The organism is Candidatus Tenderia electrophaga (assembly GCA_001447805.1).
Classification (GTDB): domain Bacteria; phylum Pseudomonadota; class Gammaproteobacteria; order Tenderiales; family Tenderiaceae; genus Tenderia; species Tenderia electrophaga.
The window spans coordinates 3,193,093-3,211,212 of record CP013099.1 but is presented as its reverse complement, the minus strand read 5'-3'; the positions used below and the strand labels follow the sequence as shown (position 1 = coordinate 3,211,212).

At 59.9% G+C, this 18,120-nt stretch carries 20 protein-coding genes; 6 read left to right on the top strand and 14 right to left on the bottom strand.

Annotation, left to right across the window (positions count from 1 at the left end; genetic code table 11):
- Nucleotides 1–24: 24 nt before the first annotated feature.
- The 13 genes from Tel_14580 to Tel_14520 all read right to left on the bottom strand — a co-directional run bounded on the left by Tel_14580 (nucleotide 25) and on the right by Tel_14520 (nucleotide 10,420).
- Nucleotides 25–888 carry an ATP F0F1 synthase subunit gamma gene (locus tag Tel_14580; GenBank protein ID ALP54270.1) on the bottom strand — a complete coding sequence of 288 codons (864 nt, stop codon included), beginning with the start codon at nucleotides 886–888 and terminating at the stop codon, nucleotides 25–27.
- Between the two features lie 12 nt (nucleotides 889–900).
- The gene (locus Tel_14575) at nucleotides 901–2,442 is read right to left on the bottom strand and encodes an ATP synthase subunit alpha (protein ID ALP54269.1); all 1,542 of its coding nucleotides are present in this window, start codon (nucleotides 2,440–2,442) and stop codon (nucleotides 901–903) included.
- A gap of 21 nt (nucleotides 2,443–2,463) precedes the next feature.
- Nucleotides 2,464–3,000: an ATP synthase F0F1 subunit delta gene (locus Tel_14570; GenBank protein ID ALP54268.1), complete on the bottom strand. Its 537-nt coding sequence runs from the start codon at nucleotides 2,998–3,000 to the stop codon at nucleotides 2,464–2,466.
- An 8-nt stretch (nucleotides 3,001–3,008) separates the two neighbouring features.
- A complete protein-coding gene (locus tag Tel_14565) occupies nucleotides 3,009–3,479 on the bottom strand; it encodes an ATP synthase subunit B (GenBank protein ID ALP54267.1) in 471 nt (156 codons plus the stop codon).
- Nucleotides 3,480–3,532: 53 nt separating this feature from the next.
- Complete coding sequence (locus tag Tel_14560; protein ALP54266.1) at nucleotides 3,533–3,823, bottom strand: ATP synthase subunit C; 291 nt, start codon at nucleotides 3,821–3,823, stop codon at nucleotides 3,533–3,535.
- Nucleotides 3,824–3,892: 69 nt separating this feature from the next.
- Entirely contained in the window at nucleotides 3,893–4,735 is an 843-nt protein-coding gene (locus tag Tel_14555; GenBank protein ID ALP54265.1) for an ATP synthase F0F1 subunit A, read from the bottom strand.
- 31 nt (nucleotides 4,736–4,766) lie between these two features.
- Complete coding sequence (locus Tel_14550) at nucleotides 4,767–5,162, bottom strand: hypothetical protein (GenBank protein ALP54264.1); 396 nt, start codon at nucleotides 5,160–5,162, stop codon at nucleotides 4,767–4,769.
- A gap of 1 nt (nucleotide 5,163) precedes the next feature.
- Nucleotides 5,164–5,364, bottom strand: coding sequence for a hypothetical protein (locus Tel_14545; GenBank protein ID ALP54263.1), 201 nt, complete (start codon nucleotides 5,362–5,364; stop codon nucleotides 5,164–5,166).
- Nucleotides 5,365–5,511: 147 nt separating this feature from the next.
- Complete coding sequence (locus Tel_14540) at nucleotides 5,512–6,411, bottom strand: chromosome partitioning protein ParB (GenBank protein ALP54262.1); 900 nt, start codon at nucleotides 6,409–6,411, stop codon at nucleotides 5,512–5,514.
- A 26-nt stretch (nucleotides 6,412–6,437) separates the two neighbouring features.
- On the bottom strand, nucleotides 6,438–7,229 hold the full coding sequence (locus Tel_14535) for a hypothetical protein (protein ID ALP54261.1): 792 nt from the start codon (nucleotides 7,227–7,229) through the stop codon (nucleotides 6,438–6,440).
- Between the two features lie 18 nt (nucleotides 7,230–7,247).
- Nucleotides 7,248–7,880, bottom strand: a complete 633-nt coding sequence (locus Tel_14530) for a hypothetical protein (protein ID ALP54260.1) — start codon at nucleotides 7,878–7,880, stop codon at nucleotides 7,248–7,250.
- A gap of 4 nt (nucleotides 7,881–7,884) precedes the next feature.
- Entirely contained in the window at nucleotides 7,885–9,780 is a 1,896-nt protein-coding gene (gidA, locus tag Tel_14525) for a tRNA uridine 5-carboxymethylaminomethyl modification protein (GenBank protein ID ALP54259.1), read from the bottom strand.
- Between the two features lie 55 nt (nucleotides 9,781–9,835).
- Nucleotides 9,836–10,420: a hypothetical protein gene (locus Tel_14520; GenBank protein ALP54258.1), complete on the bottom strand. Its 585-nt coding sequence runs from the start codon at nucleotides 10,418–10,420 to the stop codon at nucleotides 9,836–9,838.
- Between the two features lie 249 nt (nucleotides 10,421–10,669).
- Between Tel_14520 and Tel_14515 the strand changes: the two genes are divergently transcribed.
- Nucleotides 10,670–11,404, top strand: coding sequence for a hypothetical protein (locus Tel_14515; GenBank protein ALP54257.1), 735 nt, complete (start codon nucleotides 10,670–10,672; stop codon nucleotides 11,402–11,404).
- 132 nt (nucleotides 11,405–11,536) lie between these two features.
- On the top strand, nucleotides 11,537–13,726 hold the full coding sequence (locus Tel_14510) for a hypothetical protein (GenBank protein ALP54256.1): 2,190 nt from the start codon (nucleotides 11,537–11,539) through the stop codon (nucleotides 13,724–13,726).
- 6 nt (nucleotides 13,727–13,732) lie between these two features.
- Here the strand turns inward: Tel_14510 and Tel_14505 are convergent, their stop codons facing one another.
- Nucleotides 13,733–14,326, bottom strand: a complete 594-nt coding sequence (locus tag Tel_14505; protein ID ALP54255.1) for a hypothetical protein — start codon at nucleotides 14,324–14,326, stop codon at nucleotides 13,733–13,735.
- A gap of 171 nt (nucleotides 14,327–14,497) precedes the next feature.
- On the opposite strand from Tel_14505, the gene Tel_14500 reads away from it, so the two are divergent.
- The 4 genes from Tel_14500 to Tel_14485 are packed head-to-tail and all read left to right on the top strand — an operon-like array spanning nucleotide 14,498 to nucleotide 17,974.
- Entirely contained in the window at nucleotides 14,498–15,025 is a 528-nt protein-coding gene (locus Tel_14500) for a hypothetical protein (GenBank protein ID ALP54254.1), read from the top strand.
- Complete coding sequence (locus Tel_14495) at nucleotides 15,022–15,630, top strand: penicillin-binding protein activator LpoB (GenBank protein ID ALP54253.1); 609 nt, start codon at nucleotides 15,022–15,024, stop codon at nucleotides 15,628–15,630. The genes Tel_14500 and Tel_14495 overlap by 4 nt, the downstream gene beginning before the upstream one ends.
- Nucleotides 15,631–15,660: 30 nt before the next feature.
- On the top strand, nucleotides 15,661–17,004 hold the full coding sequence (locus tag Tel_14490) for a hypothetical protein (protein ID ALP54252.1): 1,344 nt from the start codon (nucleotides 15,661–15,663) through the stop codon (nucleotides 17,002–17,004).
- On the top strand, nucleotides 16,997–17,974 hold the full coding sequence (locus Tel_14485; protein ALP54251.1) for a hypothetical protein: 978 nt from the start codon (nucleotides 16,997–16,999) through the stop codon (nucleotides 17,972–17,974). The genes Tel_14490 and Tel_14485 overlap by 8 nt, the downstream gene beginning before the upstream one ends.
- Nucleotides 17,975–18,120 lie beyond the last annotated feature (146 nt).

The following is an 18,120-nucleotide window of genomic DNA, read 5'->3' as shown; positions in this document are numbered from 1 at the left end:
GCTAAGACCTGTGATCCAGATCGCCTATACAGCCGCAGCGCCGCCGACAATTTCGGAGATTTCCTGCGTAATCGCCGCTTGGCGCGCCTTGTTGTAAACCAGCTGCAAGTCGCCGATCAGCTCGCCGGCATTATCCGAGGCGGCCTTCATAGCCACCATGCGCGCCGCCTGCTCACAGGCAATATTCTCGACCACGCCCTGGTAGACCTGCGATTCGACATAGCGAACCAGCAAGTCAGTCAACACATCCTTGGCTTCAGGCTCGTAGAGGTAATCCCAGTGGTGCTCCAGTTCCTCGTCTGTGTCGTCTGCCTGAATCGGCAGCAGCTGATCTACGCGCGGCTGCTGTGTCATGGTATTGACGAACTCATTGAAGACCACATCAATGCGGTCGATCTCACCGTCGTCGAAGGCATCCAGCATCACCTTGACGCTGCCGATCAAATCATTGATCCCCGGTGCATCGCCAAGTTGCGCAGCCTGGGCGCGGATACTGCCGAGGCGCTTCAGAAAGTTGATGCCTTTTTGTCCGATCAGACAAAGCTCGACTTCAACACCTTTTTCACGCCACTGCCTGATTGCGTTTACGGTGGTCTTTAACAGGTTTGTGTTCAAACCACCGCACAGGCCCCGATCACTGGTGATTACGATCAGACCGACCCGCTTGACCGATTCCCGCTCCTGCAAATAAGGATGGCGGTACTCCGGATGCGCCTGCGAAAGATGGCCGATAACCGAGCGAATTTTCTTGGCGTAGGGACGCGAAGCCTGCATACGCTGTTGCGCCTTACGCATTTTGCTCGCCGCCACCATTTCCATGGCTCGAGTGATCTTCTGAGTATTCTGGATACTCTTGATCTTGGTGCGGATCTCTTTTCCGACTGCCATTCGTCAGCCCCCTTACCAAGTGCTGCTTGATTTGAATTTTTCCAGCGTACTGCGCATTTCGCCTGCGACTTCGTCGTTGTAATCAGCCGTATCGTTAATGCGCTTGGCCAGATCTGCGGCATTGGACTTGATGTAAGAGTGCAAGGCCTGCTCAAAAGACACAACCTTACTGACTTCCACATCGTCCAGGAAACCTTCGTTGGCAGCGAACAGTGAAAAGGCCATTTCAGCGATGGACAGCGGACTGTATTGCTTCTGCTTCATCAGTTCGGTAACGCGCTGACCGCGTTCGATCTGTTTACGGGTGGATTCGTCCAGATCAGATGCGAACTGGGCGAAGGCCGCCAGCTCACGATACTGGGCCAGGTCGAGACGTACACCGCCGCCCAGCTTCTTGATGATCTTGGTCTGGGCCGCGCCACCGACTCGCGATACCGACAGGCCGGCGTTAATGGCTGGGCGGATACCGGAGTTGAACAGGTCGGTTTCGAGAAAGATCTGTCCGTCGGTGATGGAGATGACGTTGGTGGGCACGAAGGCCGACACGTCACCCGCCTGGGTTTCAATGATGGGCAGGGCGGTCAAGGAACCGGTCTGACCCTTGACTTCACCGTTGGTGAACTTCTCGACGTAATCGGCATTGACACGCGCGGCACGCTCCAGCAGACGGGAGTGGAGGTAGAACACGTCACCGGGATACGCCTCACGACCGGGCGGACGACGCAGCAACAGGGATACCTGGCGATAGGCCCAGGCCTGCTTGGTCAAGTCATCGTAAACGATCAGTGCGTCTTCGCCGCGATCACGGAAGTATTCGCCCATGGCGCAACCGGCATAGGGCGCGATGAACTGCAACGCGGCTGAGTCGGAGGCGGTGGCGGCAACCACGATGGTGTGTTCCAGCGCGCCGTGCTCTTCCAGCTTGCGCACCACATTGGCGATAGAGGAGGCTTTCTGACCGATGGCGACGTAGATACATTTAACGCCGGTACCCTTCTGATTGATGATGGCGTCGACGGCGACCGCAGTCTTACCGGTCTGGCGGTCACCGATGATCAGCTCACGCTGACCGCGGCCGATGGGCACCATGGCATCAATTGACTTGAGACCGGTCTGCACCGGCTGATCCACCGATTGGCGCTGGATGACGCCGGGGGCGATGCGTTCGATGGGCAGGGTGGCCGAGGTCTCGGCCGGGCCCTTGCCGTCGATGGGACTGCCCAGCGCGTCGACGACGCGGCCGAGCAGGCCTTCACCGACCGGCACTTCCAAGATGCGGCCGGTACACTTGACCTTGTCACCTTCGGAGATGTGCTGGTAAGAACCCAGGACAACCGCACCGACAGAGTCACGCTCAAGGTTCAGCGCCATACCGTAGGTATTGCCGGGAAACTCGATCATCTCACCGTACATGACATCGGCCAGGCCGTGGACGCGAGCGATGCCGTCGGTCAGACTGACCACGGTACCTTCTGTGCGCGCTTCGGTTACGACTTCAAATTTGTCGATACGCTTTTTTATCAGTTCACTAATTTCAGCTGCATTAAGTTGCATATGCCTATCCTCTATAAGACGTTAGCGGGACAACGCGTGGCCGAGCTTGGTCAGCTGGCTCGTTATCGACCCGTCTATCACCAGATCTCCTGCCCGTATAATCGCACCCCCGATCAGACTCTCGTCGACCCTGCATGCGAGGGTGACATCGCGGCCCAGGCGTTTCTTCAGGCCGCTTGCGATATCGGTCTTCTGCGCATCGTTGAGTTCGCTGGCCGAAATGACTTCGGCCTCAATCGTGCGTTCTTCCTCGGCGCGATAGCGTTCAAAAAGCGCGGAGATTTCCGGCAAGACCGCCAGCCGATCGTACTCGGCCAACAGCTTGAAGAAATTTCCGACTTCCGTGCTGGCGCGGTCGCCGCAAAGATCAATCAACAATGCGATGATCTTGTCATCCGCCACATCGGGATTTCCGATCATGGCGGCAAGCGCAGGGTCGGAGACCGCGGCGGCAGCGATTTGCAGCGCTTCCGCGACCTGGTCCATGTTTCCCTTTTCTTTTGCGCTTTCGAACATCGCTTGCGCATAGGGACGTGCAATTGTGGTTTTTTCTGCCATAGTCAGGATTAAATCTGGGTAGCCAAATCTTTGATTAATTTCTCATGTGCCTTGGCGTCTATTTCACGGCCGATGATCTTGGCGGCGGCAGCGACAGAAACCTCGGCAACCTTGCCACGAATCTCTTCCTTGGCACGATTAACTTCTTGTTCGATTTCTGCGTTTGCCGCGGCCACGATGCGGTCACCTTCTTCACGCGCTTTGGTCTTCGCTTCCTCGACGATCTCGTTGCCACGCCTTTCGGCTTGGGTCAGGATCTCGGCAGCTTGGGCCTTGGCGTCTTTCAGTGCATCAGTCGCTCGTTTTTCCGCCAGCTCCAGTTCATGCTTGCCCTTTTCCGCGGCAGCCAGACCGTCAGCGATTCGCTTCTGACGGGCTTCCAGCATGCCGCTCAAAGGACCCCATAGGAACTTGTTTACAAACCAGATCAGCAGCACAAAGGCCACAATCTGCGCAAGTAGGGTCGCTGTAATATTCACTAGTCTATCCCCTGGTTTCTATTAGTTGGTTAAGAGACGTGGTGTTCTTTTTCTTAACTAATAGTTGCAATGGAAGCGGCCAGCGCGCCAACGAACGGGTTAGCGAACAGGAACCACATGGCGAAAGCCAGGATGATAAAAGGGAATGACTCCATCAGACCGGCGAAGATGAACATGTTGGTCATCAGGGCGGGACGCATTTCGGGCTGACGCGCGATGCCTTCCAGGGTCTTGGCACAGATCAAGCCCCAGCCGATGGCTGAACCCAGACCGGCAGCGGCCAAAATAACACCAACGCCCACGGCGGTGTACGCATAGATCATTGCGACCATATCAGCAGTCATTTGATACTCTCCTTATTTAAAATTTAAAAAATAAAACCTAAAACCAATTCCTACCGGCCGCTGCCGGGATCAATGTTCCTCATCGGTGTGCGCCATACCCAGGTAGACGATGGTCAGCACCATGAAGATGAACGCCTGCAGCGTGATTACCAACAAGTGGAAGATCAGCCAAGCAAGATCCAATAGCACTTGCAGCGGCAACCAGAAGGCCGCAGCCAGACCCACCGCCATTGTGCCACCGATCAGAGCGATCAAAAGGAACACCAACTCACCGGCAAACAGGTTTCCGAACAGACGCAGCGCCAGGCTCAAGGGCTTGGCGAGTTCTTCGATCAGCGTCATGACGATGTTTACCGGCACAAAAAATTTGCCGAAGGGGTGAAACAGAAACATTTTCATATAGCCGCCCACGCCCTTGACCTTGATGTTGTAAAAGATGATCAGGGCGAACACGGTCAAGGACATGGCCAGGGTGGCGTTGAGGTCGGTGGTCGGCACCACTTTAAGATACTCGATGCCGAACCAGGTGGCGATCAGCGGCAGCAAATCCACCGGTATCAAGTCCATGAAATTCATCAACCAAACCCAGACAAAGATGGTCAGGGCCAGCGGTGCGATGAGCGGATTGTGGCCGGGAAAGGTGTCTTTAACCTGCTGGCTGACGAAGTCAATGAGCGTCTCGACGAAGTTCTGGAAACCCGACGGCGTGCCGGTCTCCAGATTGCGTCCCACGCGCCAGCTGACGAATACGATGAGCGCGCCCAAGAGCACACTGAAGAAGATGGTGTCGAGGTGAAACGCCCAAAAGCCGGCGGCTTGGTGAGTGACGGGGTCACAATCACCGACACAGAGGTTGGTCAAATGGTGTTGGATATATGCGACTGAACCGCCACCTGAATTATCTGCTGCCAAGGCTCTATCTCCCGTAAATTATTAAATTCTTTCAGCGGCTGGCGGGGTGCGCGCCGTTGCGCATCACCACAGCGTAGGCCAGCTGCGCGCCACCGAATCCGATCACCGTGGCCAGGGGCGCCATGGCCAACAGGCCGAGCCCCACACCCAGCAACGCCAACACCAACACGAAACGCTGCACTGCGCCGACGTAAAGCGCTGTCATTCCCCTTTGGGGATCGTCGCGCGCGATCTCGTTCGCTTTCAGCACGCCGCGCCGCAACATCCAGGAGACAGCCAGGCTGGTGAAGCCGCCATACAGGGCGGAGAGTGCCGACCAGCCGCCTTGCGTTAGCGCGAATATCGCCGCGGTCAGCGCCGCGATGATCAACTGCAGCACAACCACCTTTTTGGCCTTGGATTGCACCTGGCGTATGGCGATATCCACTTTAATAAAACCTAATCAGCATCTGGTAGGCCTTGAGGATTCCACCGACAAAACCCAGTATGCCGAACAAGACCATAAACAGGGGCGTGGTATCGATTAAGTAATCCAAGCCGTAACCCAATATAAAACCGGCGGCAATCATCGCGGTCAGATGTGTCCCCACACCTATTAAGAGCAATCCGGCGCCTTTGTTGTTTTGCATAGCCGGGCCCCTGCCCCTTAACGGCGCGTGAGTATAGCCCGCGTCGCCACGCGGCCGCAACCCTTAGACGCAACCAAAACGCCGCGCAGTATAAAAAATCGCGCCACCTGGGTCAAACGAAAACGCCAAGGAAATCCCAAGGAAATCTTAGTATTCGGACCTGCCCATTTGCGCCAGGATGCCATCCAGTTCATCGAGACTGTTGTAATGGATGACGAGCTTACCCTTCCCGTTATTGCCGTGCTGAATGTTGACCTTGGCGGCCAGTTTTTCCGACAGCTGATTTTCGAGACGGCGGACATTGGGATCGGGCGCGGGTTTGGCGCTTGGCCTGTCCTGGGGATGCGCCTGCTGGCGCTTCACCAAACGCTCGGTCTCGCGCACCGACAGGCCCTGCGCCGCCACTTGGCGTGCCGCCTCACGCTGCGCTTCGCCCTGCAGGGCGAGCAGGGCGCGGGCGTGGCCCATCTCCAGGTCGCCGTGCTCGACCAGGGTGCGCACATCCGCGTCCAAGTCCAACAGCCGCAATAAATTGGAAACGGCGGCGCGTGAACGGCCCACCGCCTCGGCGGTTTGTTGATGGGTCAGCTCGAATTCCTGGATCAGGCGCTGCAGGGCGCGGGCCTCTTCCATGGGATTGAGGTTTTCGCGCTGGATGTTCTCGATCAGGGCCATGGCCATGGCGGCCTGGTCGGGGACATCGCGCACCACGCAGGGCACGTCCTGTAGACCGGCCATCTGAGCGGCGCGCCAACGTCGCTCACCGGCGATGATCTCGTAACGCTTGGCGCCGACGGGGCGCACCACGATCGGCTGCACCACGCCCTGGGCCTTGATGGAGTCGGCCAGTTCCTGCAGGGTCTCCGGATGCATATCGAGGCGCGGCTGATACTTGCCGCGCTGCATCAAATCCACCGGCAAATGGCGCAGACTATCGCGCTCCGTGTGCGGCGCGGCCGCGTCTGCATCCGCCGCTGACTGTACCGGTTTGGAGCCGGCCAGCAACTCATTCAACCCGCGCCCCAAGCCTCGTTTTTTTGCCGCCATCGTGATTTACAATTCTCTGTGTTTAGTTAACCCGCAGCCTGGGCCAGCTCGCCGCGCTGCTCCTTACGAATCATTTCACCGGCCAGGGCCAGGTAGGCCAGGCTGCCGGCACAGCCTTTATCGTAGGTCATCACCGGCAGGCCGTGACTGGGCGCCTCGGCCAGACGGATATTACGCGGGATCACGGTGCGATACACCTTGTCCCCGAAGTGATAGGTAAGCTGCTCCGAGACATCGTTGGCGAGATTATTGCGCGCGTCGAACATGGTGCGCAGCAGGCCCTCGATCTGCAATGCCGGGTTGCTGGCCTCGCGGATTTGCTCGATGGTTTCGAGCAGGGCGGTCAGGCCCTCGAGGGCGTAGTATTCGCATTGCATGGGAATAAGTACCGACTGGGCCGCCACCAGGGCGTTGACCGTCAGCATGTTGAGCGAGGGCGGGCAATCGATGAGGATGTAATCGTAGTCGTCGCGAACCTCTGCCAGGGCGCGGCGCAGCTGCGCGTCGCGATTGGCCATCTCCATCAGCCGGACTTCGGCGGCGGTGACATCGGCATTGGCGGGGATCAGGTCGTAACCGGCCTGTTCGGCCCGCACTACCGCCTCCTGCAGCGGCGCCTCACCCAGCAACACCTCGCAGCTGCTGGTCGCCAGCGCGCTTTTGTCAATACCGCTGCCCATGGTGGCATTGCCCTGCGGGTCCAGATCGATGAGCAGAACCTTGCGTTTGGTGGCCGCCAGCGAGGCCGCCAGGTTGATGCTGGTGGTGGTCTTGCCGACCCCGCCTTTTTGATTGGTTATCGCGATAATCTTTACCATGGGCCTGGGTTACCTCGTTTATTTATCCTGAACCACCACCGCCAGGTGGCGCTCGCCCGACTGGAACGGAACCGCCAGGAGATGCACGGCCTCGGCGTGGAACCCCGGTGCCAAGTGCGCCAGCTCGGCCTCAGGAAAGGTGCCCTTCATGGCCAGGAAGCGTCCCCCTTGGGCGGCCAGATGTCCGGCCCCCACGAGCATATCGGCAAGGCTGGCGAAGGCGCGCGAGGTAATGCAATCAAAACCTGTTTCCGGCCGGAATTCCTCGACCCGCTGGTCCACCACAGTGACATTGTTCAGTCCCAGCTCGATCACCGCCTGGGTCATAAAGCGGGCCTTTTTGCGATTACTGTCGAGCAGGGTAAATTCCACATCCGGGCGCATAATGGCCAGCGGGATGCCCGGCAGGCCGGCGCCACTGCCGATGTCGATGACGCGGGACCCGTTAATGTACGGCAACACGGCGAGGCTGTCGAGCAGGTGGCGCGTCAGCCAGTCATCGCCGTCGCGGCGCGAGATCAGGGCGTAGACCCGGTTCCATTTCACCAGCAGGGCGAGATAATGAAGCAGGGCGTCCTGCTGCCCCGGGCTCAGCTCAATCCCCAGTTGCGTCGCCCCGTCGCACAGGCGCTGGCGCTCATCCGTCTTCATTCAATCAGGCCGAGCGCGACAACTTGCTGCCGGTCTTTTTCAAATGTACCAGCAACAGCGACAGGGCTGCCGGGGTCACGCCCGGGATGCGGCCGGCCTGTCCCAGGGTGGCGGGACGCTGTTCGGCCAGCTTTTGGCGCACCTCGTGGGACAGCCCCGTCACGGCGCCGTAATCCAATGTCTCGGGCAGGCGCGTTTCGTCATACTGGCGCTGGCGCGCGATCTCGTCACGCTGGCGCTCGATGTAGCCGGCGTACTTGGCCTGGATCTCCACTTGCTCGGCCACCTTGGCATCGCTCACACCGGGGCCGATGCCCGCCAGGCCCATCAGCGCCCGATAGCTCACCTCGGGCCGGCGCAGGGCCTCGGCGGCGCGCACCTCCTTGTTCAATTTGGCGCCCAGGACACGCTCGACATGAGCCGCGTCCAACTTGCCGGGGCGCAACCAATTATTACGTAATCGCTGCTGTTCCTGCTCGATCGCCTCGCGTTTGGCGCAGAATGCACTCCAGCGTTCATCATCCACCAATCCCAATTCGCGCCCCTTCTCGGTCAGCCGCAGGTCTGCATTGTCCTCGCGCAGCAGCAGGCGGTATTCGGCCCGACTGGTGAACATGCGGTAGGGCTCCTGGGTGCCGCGCGTGATCAGGTCATCGATGAGCACGCCCACATAGGCCTCGTCGCGGCGCGGGCACCAGGGCGCTTTTTCCTGCACCTGCAGGGCGGCATTCATGCCGGCGATAAGACCCTGGGCCGCGGCCTCCTCATAACCGGTGGTGCCGTTGATCTGACCGGCGAAGAACAGACCGTCCATGGGCTTGGTCTCGAGGCTGGGCTTGAGCTCGCGCGGATCGAAGTAGTCGTACTCGATGGCGTAGCCTGGCCGAGTGATGTGGGCGTTGGCAAACCCCTTGATGGAACGCACCAACTCGAACTGCACATCGAAGGGCAGAGAAGTGGAGATGCCGTTGGGGTAGACCTCGTGGGTGCTCAGCCCCTCAGGCTCGATGAAGAGCTGATGGGCCGATTTGTCGGCAAAACGCACGATCTTGTCCTCAATTGAGGGACAATAGCGTGGACCGACCCCTTCGATAACCCCGGAGTACATAGGCGAACGGTCCATGCCGCCACGGATGATCTCATGGGTTTTCTCATTGGTATAGGTGATGAAACAGCTGATCTGGCGCGGATGATCTGCGGCCTTGCCGAGGAAGGAGAAGCTCGGCACCGGCGCATCGCCGGGCTGCGCCTCCAGCTGGGCGAAGTCGATACTGCGGCCGTCGATGCGCGGCGGCGTGCCGGTTTTGAGCCGGTCGACACAAAAGGGCAGGTCGCGCAGGCGCCGCGCCAGGCCGTTGGCGGGGGGATCGCCGGCGCGACCACCCGCGTAATTCTCCAGCCCGATGTGGATGCGGCCGCCAAGAAAGGTGCCCACGGTCAGCACCACGGCGCGGGCGCGAAAACACAGGCCCATCTGAGTCATCACGCCCACGGCGCGGCCGTTTTCGACCATCAGGTCCTCCACCGCTTGCTGGAACAGCTGTAGGTTGGGCTGGCTCTCCAGCGCTTCGCGCACCGCCTGTTTGTACAGCACACGATCGGCCTGGGCACGGGTGGCCCGTACCGCCGGCCCCTTGCGGGCGTTGAGGATGCGAAACTGGATGCCGCCCTTGTCGGCGGCGCGGGCCATGTGGCCACCCAGGGCATCCACCTCTTTCACCAGATGACCCTTGCCGATGCCGCCGATGGCCGGGTTGCAGCTCATCTGGCCCAGGGTCTCGATGTTATGGGTCAACAGCAGGGTACGCACGCCCATGCGCGCCGCCGCCAGGGCGGCTTCGGTGCCGGCATGGCCGCCGCCGACGACAATGACATCAAATTGATCCGGGTAAGAAGACATGGCGTAGATGATTGCCCGCTGAGCTTGCAAAGGAACCGGCTATTTTACTTCAGATCTAAGGCACGGCCAATGATTGTTCCAATATCGGACAGGGCGGCCAGCCGTAGCCCCAGCGCCAGGGAAATGGGGTACAGGGCAGGCCGCCCACGCGCACCGCGCTATACATCAGTTCGGCGGCGGCCGCGAAGGCCTCGGTGACGTGCGCCGGCGATAACTCGTGTTGCGCCATCCAGCGCGGCGTCAGTCTGCGTCCGGTATCCATAACGCATTGTTTTAATTTCAGGTCGGCGGCCTTGCGCCGCTCGAAGCCGTTTTCGGTCGGGCCGCGCCAATAGACTCGATCGTGGTCGACGCAACAGGCTTGCCAGGGCGGTTGCATGCCGTATTTTTCCCGGAAGCCGGGCAAGGCCCGGGCCAGGGAACGCCAAGCGGCGGAGAGTCCGCCACTGCAGCCATCCGTGGTGAAGGGCGCCAGATTATCGGGTTCGTCCTGCAGCTGGGCCAGCTGCTGCATCAAGACATCTTCGAATGCTCGCTCCACCTGGGCCCCCGCCGCCAGGGGCAAAAGCATCCATAACAGCCCTATCCGACAGGCACTCCGCCACTTCGCGCGGCCGCTTTGTTGCAACACATTCAGCATAGGGTCATCATTTTTACATAATCACGTTCGGTTGCTATGAATGGCGCTCTGCAACCGTCCCGGGACAGCCATGATTCTTAACGATAGACTCAGCACGCGCCACGCGGTGGACATGGAAGTGAATCTCATCCTGCCCGGCGCGCTTTACACCCGCAACATCTCATCCCCGCCCTGCCATCGGCCAACCGCGACGGGGGCGGGTGTTTTTGCTATCTTGAACCTCCCTGGGGTGCAACGGTCTTTACCTGCATGTTCATAGTGCGCAGCAACTACGGCAACAATTCCATGGCCTTGATCCAATGGGCCCGCGAAGCGGGACTGGCGGACCTGACCGTGGTCTACGTCGATACCGGTTGGGCCGGCGCCGGCTGGCTCGATCATGTGGCCCGCTGCGAGGACTGGGTGCGCGCGCTCGGCTTCGCCGTGGTCCGCATCGATCCCGTCAGCGGCTTTGACGAAGTGATGGAAATGAAAGGCGGCTTCCCCTCCCGTCAGCACCAATGGTGCGCCCTCCACCTGAAGGGCATTCCCTTTCTCAAATGGGTGGAGGAGGTCGATCCCGACAGCGCCGCCACCGTCATATTGCCAAAAACAAGAGTAGACTCTACTTTTGAATCTATCCCTGAATTTATAGAAAGCTGTGAATATAACGGTGAACGCCGCGTCTGGCACCCCCTGTTCAAGCATGATCGGAGGCAACGGGACGCCCTGTTGCAGCGCGCCGGCCGGACACCTTTGCCGCACCCCAGCCAGGAATGCGCCCCCTGCATCAACAGCTCGGCGGCTACCCTGCGGCGCCTGGCCGAGGCCGACATCGACAAGACCGCCGAACTGGAAGACGAGCTGCAGACCCCCCTGTTTCCCGCCGCCGACTGCGACGGCGCGCGCGGCATCCGCGCCGTGGTCGACTGGGCCGCCGACACCGACCCAAGGCGCCCGGATTACCGCTTCGGCTGCAGCGCCATGTTCGGCTGCGGCTGCTGATCCTCCTCGCCTAGGCGGCCTCTTTGCCGGCCAAGGGGCCGGCGCTGAATTTCTTGATGATCCCATTCAAGTATCGCATCATGGCGTCGATATCCCGTAAATCTAAAAAGGAATAACAATAAGGATATTGCTATGAACTGGGATAACAGGTTTCTGAATCAGGAAGTCAATGCATTCCTTGAAATCGATTGTCAGCAGTTGAAACTGGTCGAGCGCTACCAGGGCGTGCTGACCCAGGGCGCTCAAAGCTTCGCCGACGTCTTTTACCAATATCTGTTTAAGTTTCCCGCCACTTCCAAAATGCTGGCGGAATATTCCCGCAAGGGCGGCGACCTGGACCGACTTAACCAGAAACAGGTCAGCCACCTGTTTTCCCTCATGACGCACCAGAACGATCCGGCCTACTTGGAGCGCCTCAAGCACATCGGCGAGGTGCACTATGAGCGCAACATCGACCCGGTATGGATCCTGGGCGCCTACCGCCTGTACCAGAATCACATCCACGCCATCATCCATGACTCGGCCGAGGTCCAGCCGCTTGATCGCGGCCCCCTCGCCGACTGTCTCAATAAGCTGCTGTTCCGCGACATGGGCCTGATGCTGGAAGGCTATTGGTATGCGGCGACCCATTCGCTCCAGGATGAAAAGAACAAGGTCGACGACCTGCAGCGTCAGATCTCCGATCTGCTCACCAATATCCCGCAGCTGATCTGGTCCATCGACGTGATCAACAACAAACCGATTTACATCAGCCCCACGGTGGAAGAGATTTCCCCGCTGAGCATGAAACTGCCCATCCCCTGCCTGGCCTGGACCGTGAAATGCGATCGCCCCAAGGTCGAGGCCGCCTGGACGCGCGCCCTGAAGGGGGAAAAGGCCGAAGTGGAAAGCCGGGTGCATGCACCCGAGGGTAAATTGCGCTGGTTCAAACGTACCTTTCATCCCTTTATCGACGCCAGCGGCAACGTCGTGCGCATCGACGGCATCATGGAGGAAATCACCGAGACCAAGCTGGCGCGCAACCGTCTGGAACGCATGGCCACCACCGACTCGCTCACCGGCTTAGCCAATCGCGCGCTGTGGTTCGATCACATCAAGCAAAGCATCGCCGTGGCGCGGCGTGAGGCGGGCAAACAGGTGGTCGTCATGCTGCTCGACCTGAATCATTTCAAATACATCAACGACACCCTGGGCCACCCGGCCGGCGACCTGGTGTTGCGCCAGGTCAGTAATCGTTTACAGGGGGTGCTGCGCGACGGCGATACCCTGGCAAGATTGGGGGGCGATGAATTCGCCCTGCTATTGCCCATGGTCAACGACGCCCGCGCAGCGGCCATCAAGGTGGCGCAAAAGATCCAGGCCTGTTTCCGCGAACCCTATATGTTCGGCGGCAATGAACTCTATCTGGGCGTGGCCATCGGCATCACCCGCTATCCCGACAACGGCCAGGACGCCGACACCCTGGTGCGCTGCGCCGACATGGCCATGTACACCTGCAAGCGCGCCAACGCCGCCTACCAATTTTATCAGACCGGTCTGGACGAACCCTATCGCAAGCAGATCCACTTGGTCAGCAATATCAAAAAGGCCTTGCGGCAGAACGAATTTGAACTCCACTATCAACCCAAGGTGATCTTGAGCAACGGCCAAACCAACGGCCTGGAGGCCCTGATTCGCTGGCATCACCCGGAGCAGGGCCGGCTGCTGCCCAACGAGTTCATTCCGGTGGCGGAGCAAATGGGGCTGATGAAAGAACTCACCGAATGGGTCATCGCCACCGCCCTGAGACAGAACAAGGCCTGGCTCGTCAGTGGTATCAATACCACGGTGGCGGTGAATGTCTCGGCGCGCTCATTCCAGGATCATCACTTCGTGCGCTCGGTCAAAAACGCGCTGGAAATGGCCGACGTGTCAGCCGACTGCCTGGAACTGGAGATTACCGAAAACACCCTGATGTCCAACATCGACTTCGCCGCCGATATCATCCGTTCCCTCAGCGATATTGGCGTCAAGGTGGCCATCGACGACTTCGGCACCGGTTACTCCTCGCTCGCCTATCTCAAGCGCCTGCCCATTGATCAGCTCAAGATCGACAAGTCCTTCGTCAAGAACATGGACCGGGACGACAACGACGCCGCCATCGTCAGGTCAGTGATCGACCTGGGGCACAACCTCGGTTTCAAGGTGGTGGCGGAAGGGGTGGAGCGGCCGCAACCCATGCAGATGCTGAAAAACCTTGGCTGCGACATCGCCCAAGGCTATCATATCAGCCGCCCCATGCCCACTGTGGCCACGACCAGCTGGCTCAGTCAGGCCGGCTAGACCGGCCTAACTCAGCGCAGTCTGAATGGCGGCGAAATCGGTCGCCACTTCCGACACCTCCACCCGGGCGTTCATTAAACGGCTGATCTGGGAGGTGGAGAAGATGCCGCAGACTGTCTCCCGACCGCTGCTGGCATCGGTTTCCGTTACCAGGGCATGCTGCCGGCCGCTATGGCGCAAGGTCTCGATCACGTCACCGAGGCGGGACCGTTCCACATCGTCCAGGCGCAATACCTCCAAGTCCGCCACCGGTGTCATAATATCGCGCACCAATACCTCTTCCGGGGTGCAATCGACTGCGCGCATGTATTGCACCGGCTTTTCGCCGAGAATGTCCACAACGGTAATAATGCCGATCATCGCCTGACCCGAGGACGCAACGAACAACATGCGCACGGCGTAGGCGATCATCCTCTCATTGGCATCGTTCATGGTGGCGAAGGGGTCGATCATCAACGGTCGGATCTGGGACAGATCGGTCATGGCGGCGATCGCCGGGCTTTGTTCCGAGACCGCCGCACTGCGGCCGGCCGGCGGAGTCATGACAATCACGGGTTGATTCAAGCGATGATGGGCCAGGGGTCGGTAGGAATCAGGCATTGCAAGCTCCTTCCATAAAAATGGAATAACATGGGCGTAATTTGACTCTAGACCATCACCGGAACATATCAAGCGCTTGGCGCCGACGCCGGCCAGGCGTCATAATGAACATAATTTCTGGAGAATTGCCACATGCATATCTACACAAGGTCCGGTTTAATACTGACGAGCTTGACGCTGCTGGCGCTGGCGGGCTGTTCCAGCAAGACCATGGTGGAGAGCGACCTGCACATCAAAGGCGCCCCCGACTGGGTCAACGAAGGGACGCAGATGCTCAACGACAAGGACGGGCGGCTGTTCCACGGCGTCGGCTCCGCCGCCCCCATGGGGAACGAGTCACTGCAGAAATCCACCGCCGACGAACGCGCCCGCGCCGAACTGGCGCGCGTGTTGAACTCCTATCTCAGCGTCGCCTCCAAGGATTACAGCGCCGCCGCCAGCAGTGGCGATGAGTCGGTGAGTGAACAAAGCGTATCGCGCCAGATCGACAACCTGACCCAGATCAACCTCACCGGCGCGCGCATCATCGGTCGTTGGCGCGACACGCGCACCGGCACTCTCTACTCCATTGCCGAGCTGGACATGAAGCGTATGAAAGAAACGTTGGAAAAGGCCGAACAAATGAGCCCCGGCCTGCGTGACTTTATTACGCGCGAAAGCGACACCCTCTTCGACCGTATCGCAGGAGACGACTCATGAATTACCGATTGACCGGTGCCCTAACTCTCGCCAGTGTTTTGCTCGTCGGCGCGTTGCAAGGCTGCTCCACCAGCGTCGAGCGTATGTCCACTGACGAGGTCGTAGACCTCAGCGGCACCTGGAACGACACCGACTCGCGGCTGGTCTCGGAAGAGATGATCAGCGATGTCACGGCGCGCCCGTGGCTGAGTGAGTTCGTCGCCCGCGAGGGCCATCAACCGGCGGTGATCGTCGGTGAGATCCGCAACCTCAGTCACGAACACATCAACGTCAACACCTTCGTCAATGACATGGAGCGCGAGCTGATCAACTCCGGCAAGGTGGACTTCGTCGCCGCCAGTGGCGAACGCGGCGAGATCCGCGCCGAACGCAAGGATCAGGAGCTACACGCCCGCGACGACACCCGCAATCCCATGGGGCGCGAGCTCGGTGCCGACTTCATGCTCAAGGGCAGCATCAACAGCATCCTCGACACCGAAGGCAAAAAAGAGGTGCGCTACTACCAGGTCGACCTGACCCTGATCAGCCTGGCCGATAACCGCAAGGTGTGGGTAGGACAGAAGAAAATCAAGAAACTGGTCAAGCAACCCGGCCTGCGCTGGTAAGCCCGGCACCGAGACCCGCTCGACCGGTCGATGCTTCCGGTATCCCGATTCGCGCGGCTTTGGCTGCTAACGGCCAGCCTGGCCGTGGGCGGCTGCGTCGCCATGCAATACCAACAGGACCCGTTGGAACAATCCCTCATTAATCAGCAGCCGGCCCAAGCCCTGGCCATCCTGGAACAACAAAACCACAAGGCGCGCGACGCCGCACTCTATCATCTCAACAAGGCCGTACTGCTGCGCATGAGCGATGCATTCAGCGCCAGCAATACCGAACTGGAGGCGGCCAAACAGATCAGCCAGAAACTGGAGGCCGTCAGCCTGCGCGAACAGGCCGCCGCCGTCTCGGTCAACGACGCCATGCGCAGTTACCTGCCGCCGCCCTTCGAGCGCGCCATGATCTACTGCCTCAAGATGCTTAACTATCTTGAGATGCAGGATATGGACGGTGCCCGGGTCGAGGCGCTGCAATTGGATGTGTTTCTGAATCAACACTACGAAAAACAAGAGCCCGCCTTTCCGCGTTATCTCAGCGGCCTGGTCTTCGAGGCCAATGGCGAACTCAGCGATGCCATGATCGCGTATCGAAAAGCCTATGAAGCCTACCGGGCCGCACAGCGGCCGATTCCGCGACAATTGCAGGCCGACCTGCTGCGCCTGAGCCAGGCCCAGGGCCTGGGCGAGGAGCACCGCAACTATGCCGAGCAGTTCCCGCTCACACAATGGCCGACGCAGGCCGAACTCGCGCGTCAGGGAGAATTCATTGCCGTGGTCTTCAGCGGCCTGGTGCCGCGCAAACACGAAACCTCCGTCATGGCGCAGGACCCGCGCAGCGGCCAACTGCACCGCATCTCTATTCCCTTTTACGAAGTGCGCCAAGCCCAAGTTGAAAATGTGCGCCTGCTCAGCTTGAATAATAGCAGTCGCGGTGAAAGCTTCGCCCGTCTCGATCAACAGGCCTATGCCAGTCTGGACCACGCCATGCCCGGCATCATCACCCGTGCCGTAGCGCGGGTGGCGGTGAAAAACAAGCTGTCCGACAATGTGGCGGAGCAAAACCAGTTACTCGGGGCGATCACCAATATCGCCGGCTTTATTTCGGAACGGGCCGACACGCGCGGCTGGAATACCTTGCCGCAGCAGATTCTGCTCAGCCGCCTGGCGCGGGCGCCCGGCAACTACGCGATCGAAGTCGAACTGGGCAACGGCGCCGGCACAACGCTTGCCAGCGAAACACTGTCACCGCTATCACTGGAAGCGGGTGAAAAACGATTCTACAGTCGGCACTGGCCGGCCTCCCATGTCAGCAGCAGGAAACGCAGCGATGTACAAACGAATTTCTCGACCACTATTCATTATCAGCGTCGCCTTGATTAGCGCCTGTGCCGGCACGCCCGAGCGCGCCGAGCGGCCCGCCTGGATTGACGGCCAGAGCGAACGCTACGCGCATCAGCTCTACCTCACTGGCCAGGGCAGCGGTGACAGCCTCGACGATGCCAAGGACCGCGCCCGCGCCGATCTGGCCAAACAATTCGAAGTGGCGGTACAGGAACGCAGCCAACAACAACAGGCGTACCGCAAACAGCAACAGGGGGAGGAAAGCGTCGAATCACTGGACCAACGGGTGACGCGCCAGCTCATCACTCAGACCACACGTACCGTGCAAGGTATCGAAATCGCCGCCACCTGGCACGATGAAACCACACACACCTACCACACCCTGGCGCTGCTGTCGCGCAACAAGGCGCGACAACAATTCGAACAACAGATCACCGCCTTGGACCAGCAGATCAACCTGCGCCTGATACAGGCCGAAAGCGAAGACGACGCGCTGCGCAAAACCGGGCTGTTGCAGCAGGCCATCGATACCCACCGGCAACGCAGCAGCGTTCAAAGCGCATTACAAGTCGTCGATCCCAGCGGTCGCGGGCTGCCGCCGGCGGTGTCCCTGGCCGAGCTGCTACGCACCCGCGACAGTCTGATCAAACGCATCAAACTGCTGCCCCAAACCGAAGGCCCGCTGGCGTTTCTGATCCAACCCATTTTGAGCGGCAACATCGCCAATGCCGGCTTTCAACTCGGCAACGGCGAACGGGCGGATTACGCCCTGCTGGCCAGTACCCGGCTTGAACCACCGTTACGGGAAAGCGGCTGGATCTGGCTGCGCGGCAGCCTGGAACTCACCCTGCGCGACGCCGAGCAACGCGATGTCGGCGTACGACGCTGGTCGCTCAAGGTCGCCTCCACCACCGTCGAAAAGGCGGAAGACCGGCTGCTCAACGATATTGACTGGATTCTGAAAAACGACTTACGCGCCACTGTGCTCGGCTTCGCTGTCTATCAATAGGCCGCGTGATCCCACCACCTTTCACGGCAAGACGCCGCTGGGGCGGGGCAGGGCATGTCGAAGGGGGCTAGGGACTTACGGGGCTTGGATCGGGGCGCGGGCGGAAAATGAAGGGCGCCTGTAAATGGCACCGGCCCGCAGCGCGG

Excerpts from the sequence above, each read along its gene's own strand:
- Tel_14580 (ALP54270.1), bottom strand. The coding sequence starts at position 888 with ATGGCAGTCGGAAAAGAGATCCGCACCAAGATCAAGAGTATCCAGAAT.
- Tel_14575 (ALP54269.1), bottom strand. The coding sequence starts at position 2,442 with ATGCAACTTAATGCAGCTGAAATTAGTGAACTGATAAAAAAGCGTATC.
- Tel_14570 (ALP54268.1), bottom strand. The coding sequence starts at position 3,000 with ATGGCAGAAAAAACCACAATTGCACGTCCCTATGCGCAAGCGATGTTC.
- Tel_14560 (ALP54266.1), bottom strand. The coding sequence starts at position 3,823 with ATGACTGCTGATATGGTCGCAATGATCTATGCGTACACCGCCGTGGGC.
- Tel_14545 (ALP54263.1), bottom strand. The coding sequence starts at position 5,364 with ATGCAAAACAACAAAGGCGCCGGATTGCTCTTAATAGGTGTGGGGACA.
- Tel_14540 (ALP54262.1), bottom strand. The coding sequence starts at position 6,411 with ATGGCGGCAAAAAAACGAGGCTTGGGGCGCGGGTTGAATGAGTTGCTG.
- Tel_14535 (ALP54261.1), bottom strand. The coding sequence starts at position 7,229 with ATGGTAAAGATTATCGCGATAACCAATCAAAAAGGCGGGGTCGGCAAG.
- Tel_14530 (ALP54260.1), bottom strand. The coding sequence starts at position 7,880 with ATGAAGACGGATGAGCGCCAGCGCCTGTGCGACGGGGCGACGCAACTG.
- gidA (ALP54259.1), bottom strand. The coding sequence starts at position 9,780 with ATGTCTTCTTACCCGGATCAATTTGATGTCATTGTCGTCGGCGGCGGC.
- Tel_14520 (ALP54258.1), bottom strand. The coding sequence starts at position 10,420 with ATGCTGAATGTGTTGCAACAAAGCGGCCGCGCGAAGTGGCGGAGTGCC.
- Tel_14515 (ALP54257.1), top strand. The coding sequence starts at position 10,670 with ATGTTCATAGTGCGCAGCAACTACGGCAACAATTCCATGGCCTTGATC.
- Tel_14510 (ALP54256.1), top strand. The coding sequence starts at position 11,537 with ATGAACTGGGATAACAGGTTTCTGAATCAGGAAGTCAATGCATTCCTT.
- Tel_14505 (ALP54255.1), bottom strand. The coding sequence starts at position 14,326 with ATGCCTGATTCCTACCGACCCCTGGCCCATCATCGCTTGAATCAACCC.
- Tel_14495 (ALP54253.1), top strand. The coding sequence starts at position 15,022 with ATGAATTACCGATTGACCGGTGCCCTAACTCTCGCCAGTGTTTTGCTC.
- Tel_14490 (ALP54252.1), top strand. The coding sequence starts at position 15,661 with ATGCTTCCGGTATCCCGATTCGCGCGGCTTTGGCTGCTAACGGCCAGC.